Origin of the sequence: Streptomyces sp. NK08204 (genome assembly GCF_020400585.1) — a bacterium.
GTDB lineage: Bacteria > Actinomycetota > Actinomycetes > Streptomycetales > Streptomycetaceae > Streptomyces.
In genome coordinates this window covers 1-3,634 of sequence record NZ_JAINVF010000055.1, presented here as the reverse complement: position 1 = coordinate 3,634, position 3,634 = coordinate 1, and the positions used below count along the sequence as shown (strand labels likewise).

The following is a 3,634-nucleotide window of genomic DNA, read 5'->3' as shown; positions in this document are numbered from 1 at the left end:
CGCCACGCAGCACATCCTCCAGCGACCACTCCACGAACGGCGAAAGCGCCGCCCCGCACTCGCGGACCCGCTCCGCGAACACCGGCGAGGCATCCAGCAGCCCGGCCGCCATCCCGACCCACTGCGAACCCTGACCCGGGAACACGAACACCACACGTTCGACGGAGCCCGCCACACCGCGCGTCACACCCGCCGCGTCCCGGCCCTCCGCCAGCGCGGCCAGACCGGCCAGGAAGCCCGCCCGGTCATCCGCCACCAGCACCGCCCGGTGATCGAACACCGCACGCGTGGTCGCCAGCGAGAACCCGAGATCCACGACCGACAGCTCCGGCCGCTCCGTCACGAACGCCCGCAGCCGCTCCGCCTGCGCACGCAACGCGGCCTCCGACTTGGCCGACACCACCACCGGCACCGCACCCGAGGGCAGCGCCACGGGCAGTTCCGGCGCATCAGCCGGCTCTTGTACCGGAGCCTGTTCGACCAGCACGTGCGCGTTCGTCCCGCTCATGCCGAAGGAGGACACGCCCGCCCGGCGCGGCTCCCCACGTTCCGGCCACGGCACCGCCTCGGTCAGCAGCTCGACCGCGCCCGCCGACCAGTCGACGTGCGGCGACGGCTCGTCCACGTGGAGCGTGCGCGGCAGCACCCCGTGGCGCATGGCCTGCACCATCTTGATCACGCCCGCGACACCGGCGGCGGCCTGCGTGTGGCCGATGTTCGACTTCACCGACCCCAGCCACAACGGCTGTTCACCGGCCCGCTCCTGACCGTAGGTCGCAAGCAGTGCCTGCGCCTCGATCGGGTCGCCCAGCGTCGTGCCGGTGCCGTGTGCCTCGACCGCGTCGACGTCGGCGGCCGTCAGACCGGCGCTGGCCAGCGCGGCCCGGATCACCCGTTCCTGCGACGGCCCGTTGGGCGCGGTCAGCCCGTTCGACGCACCGTCCTGGTTGACCGCCGAGCCACGCACCACCGCCAGCACCCGATGCCCGTGACGACGGGCGTCCGAGAGCCGTTCCAGGAGCAGGACGCCGACGCCTTCCCCCCACCCGGCCCCGTCGGCCGCCGCGGAGAACGCCTTGCTCCGGCCGTCGGGCGCCATCCCGCGCTGCCGGCTGAACTCCACGAAGACCCAGGGGGTCGCCATGACGGTGACGCCGCCGGCCAGGGCGAGCGAGCACTCTCCCGACCGCAGTGCCTGCGCGGCCAGGTGCAGCGCCACCAGCGACGACGAGCACGCCGTGTCCACCGTCATCGCCGGGCCCTCGAACCCGAAGGTGTACGCGAGCCGCCCGGCCGTCACGCTCAGCGCGTCACCGGTCAGCAGGTAGCCCTCGACTCCGTCCGCGCCCTGGTGCGGGCCCGCGCTGTATCCCTGCAACGCGGCGCCGACGAACACGCCGGTCTGACTGCCGCGCAGTGCGGCCGGGTCGATGCCGGTGCGTTCGAAGGCCTCCCAGGAGGTCTCCAGCAGCAGGCGCTGCTGCGGGTCCATCGCCAGCGCCTCACGCGGCGAGATACCGAAGAAGCCGGGGTCGAACTCGCCTGCGTCGTAGACGAATCCGCCCTCGCGGGTGTAGCTCTTGCCGACCGCGTCAGGATCGGCGTCGAACAGTGCGTCGAGGTCCCAGCCGCGGTCCTGCGGGAAGCCGGAGATCACGTCCCGCTCGTCCAGCAACAGCTGCCACAGTTCCTCCGGGGTACGGACGCCGCCCGGGAAGCGGCAGCTCATCGCGACGATCGCGATCGGGTCGTCGGTGACGGGTGCCACCGGCGCGACAGGCGCCGACGTGGCTTCGTCCTCGCCGTCCGAGTCTCCGAACAGCTCGGTCCGCAGGTGGCGGGCCAGGGCGGCCGGGGTCGGGTAGTCGAACACCGACGTGGCCGGCAGCCGCAGGCCGGTGGCCGCGTTGAGGCGGTTGCGCAGCTCGACGGCGGTCAGCGAGTCGAACCCGTGTTCCCGGAAGGGCCGTTCGGCCTCGACCTCGTCGGAGCCCGCGTGGCCGAGCACGGTGGCCGCGTTGACCCGCACGATTTCCAGCAGCCGGTGGTCGCGCTCCTGCTCGCGCAGCGAGGCCAGCTGCTGACGCAGGGAGGACTCTTCGGCGCCCGCGGCGTCGGCAGCGGCGGCGAGTGCGCGCCGCGGTGCGGTGACGGGCTGCTGCACCAGACCGCGCAGCAGCGCGGGCAGCGTGCCCGTCCGGGCCTGGGTCGCGAGTCCGGCGCCGTCGAACTTCACCGGCACGACGAGTGCCTCCGCCGTGGCGGGGGCCGCGTCGAGCAGGGCGAGGCCTTCGTCGGTGGTCATCGGGACGATGCCGCCGCGGGCCATTCGGGCGAGGTCGGCCGCGTCCAGGTGCCCGGTCATCGCGCTGCGCTCGGCCCACAGACCCCACGCGTACGACACCGCCGGCAACCCCGACGCCCTCCGGTGCGCGGCCAGCGCGTCCAGGAACGCGTTCGCCGCGGCGTAATTGCCCTGCCCCGCCGCACCCAGCACACCCGCAGCCGACGAGAACAACGCGAACAACGCCAGATCCGCACCCGCCGTCAACTCGTGCAGGTTCACCGCCGCATCGACCTTCGCCCGCAGCACCGCATCAATGCGCTCAGGCGTCAGCGACTCCACCACACCGTCGTCCAGCACACCCGCCGCATGCACCACACCCGTCAACGGATGCTCAGCCGGAATCCCCGCCAGCACCCCCGCCAACGCCTCACGGTCCGCCACGTCACAGGCCACCACCGTCACCGAGGCACCCAGTGCCGTCAGCTCGGCCTCCAGCTCCGCCGCACCGGCCGCATCGCGACCACGACGGCTGACGAGCAGCAGGTGGCGTGCACCGTGCTCGGCGACCAGGTGGCGGGCCACCAGCCCGCCCAGCGCGCCCGTGGCACCGGTGAGGAGGACGGTGCCCTCGCCGTCGAGGGCCGTCGGAACGGTCAGTACCACCTTGCCCACATGGCGGGCCTGGCTGACGAACCGGAACGCCTCCGGCGCCCGCCGCACATCCCACACCGCCACCGGCAACGGCTGCAGCACCCCACGCTCGAACAGCTCCACGATCTCCGCGAGCATGCCGCCGATCCGCTCGACCCCCGCCTCCGCAAGGTCGAACGCCCGGTACCGCACCCCCGGATGCGCCAGCGCGACCTCACCGGCCACACGCACATCCCTCTTGCCCATCTCCACAAACCGGCCCCCGCCCGGCAACAACCGCAGCGAAGCATCCACGAACTCACCCGCAAGCGAGTTCAACACCACATCCACCCCGCGACCCGCAGTCACCGAGGCAAACCCGGACACGAAGTCCAAGGTCCGCGAAGACGCAAGATGCCCGTCATCCACACCCAGCGCCCGCACCACGTCCCACTTGCCAGGGCTCGCGGTCGCGAAGACCTCCGCACCCCAGGCCCGCGCCAACTGCACCGCCGCCATACCGACACCACCGGCCGCCGCGTGCACCAGCACCGACTCACCCGCCCGCAGCCCCGCCAAGTCACGCAACGCATACATCGCCGTGACGAAGACCGCCGGGACGGAGGCAGCCTGGGCGAACGACCAGCCCTCCGGTATCCGCACCAGCAACCGGTGATCGGTCACCGCCAGCGGCCCGAAGCCACCCGACAGCATGCC

The 3,634-nt window shown here is 72.7% G+C and carries 1 protein-coding gene; it reads right to left on the bottom strand.

Going from position 1 to position 3,634, the window contains the following annotated elements:
* A partial coding sequence (locus K7G59_RS34210; protein WP_225840584.1) for a type I polyketide synthase occupies window positions 1-3,634 on the bottom strand: 3,634 nt, incomplete at both ends.